Source organism: Paenisporosarcina sp. P5_A11 (genome assembly GCF_056400705.1).
The window spans coordinates 1-838 of the sequence record NZ_JBFUKT010000377.1 but is presented as its reverse complement, the minus strand read 5'-3'; the positions used below and the strand labels follow the sequence as shown (position 1 = coordinate 838).

Genomic DNA, 838 nt, shown 5'->3' with positions numbered 1-838 from the left:
AAGCTGGCCAGCTCATGTTCCTTTGCCTATTACTTCCCGTCTTGCTATGGCTACGAAGGTTCCCATGGTATCGTAAAATGATGATCTCAACGTCTTGCCTTATTTTTGTGCTGGCATTTTATTGGTTGATTCAAAGATTGTAATTAGGCCATGTATTGATCAATACGAGAGTTAGCGGTATTTTTGCTAGCTCTTTTTTATTATTGCGTGTCTAACCAAGTCAGGCACAACTAGCTGGTAAAGTCCGGTCGAGGTACGAGCATAGTAACCTCGTAGCTGACAGGCAGCTCGTGAAGAAATCATACTGATCGGGGTTTACAGTATGTGTCGGGGGATTACTGTACAAGAGATGCAGGTCGGCATGAACCGCAATTTGACGGAACAAACCTGGGGACGCAGATTTCAATCCTTACAGGATAGTACGCAAGTGTCTTTGACCCTGGCTCCTATTCGGTTCGTGCGTAAATGGCCCGAGCGTTTCTGGACTGCTGAAGAAGTAGGATTTAACAAGCAAAGGGATGGCGTTCATTCGACACCATCTCTTTTTTATTGGTTACCGAATGAGGTTTGAAATTTCGGGATGTTTATATATAAATCAATCACGGTTGAGGAGGCAGAAGGAAAAAGCCTTTTAAGTGATACGTTTTGAAGAAAGGAAGGTAAATATAGTGGCGGCAGTGGAGAGGGGAAAATGCTGTTATTCTGGGAGATGGTACGTATTTTGGACATGGATTTGCCCAATAATATGGCCTATAAAAGATAGATTTTGTACACTAAGTCAAAATGTTTACATTGGATTTACACTCTATTAATACATTGGATTTACACTCTATTAATA

Annotated in this window: 1 pseudogene; it reads left to right on the top strand. The window is 41.5% G+C overall.

What is annotated here, in order from left to right:
* Positions 1-678: 678 nt before the first annotated feature.
* Positions 679-744, top strand: a pseudogene (locus tag AC1DOS_RS20380) (hypothetical protein); the annotation flags it as partial.
* Between the last annotated feature and the right edge of the window lie 94 nt (positions 745-838).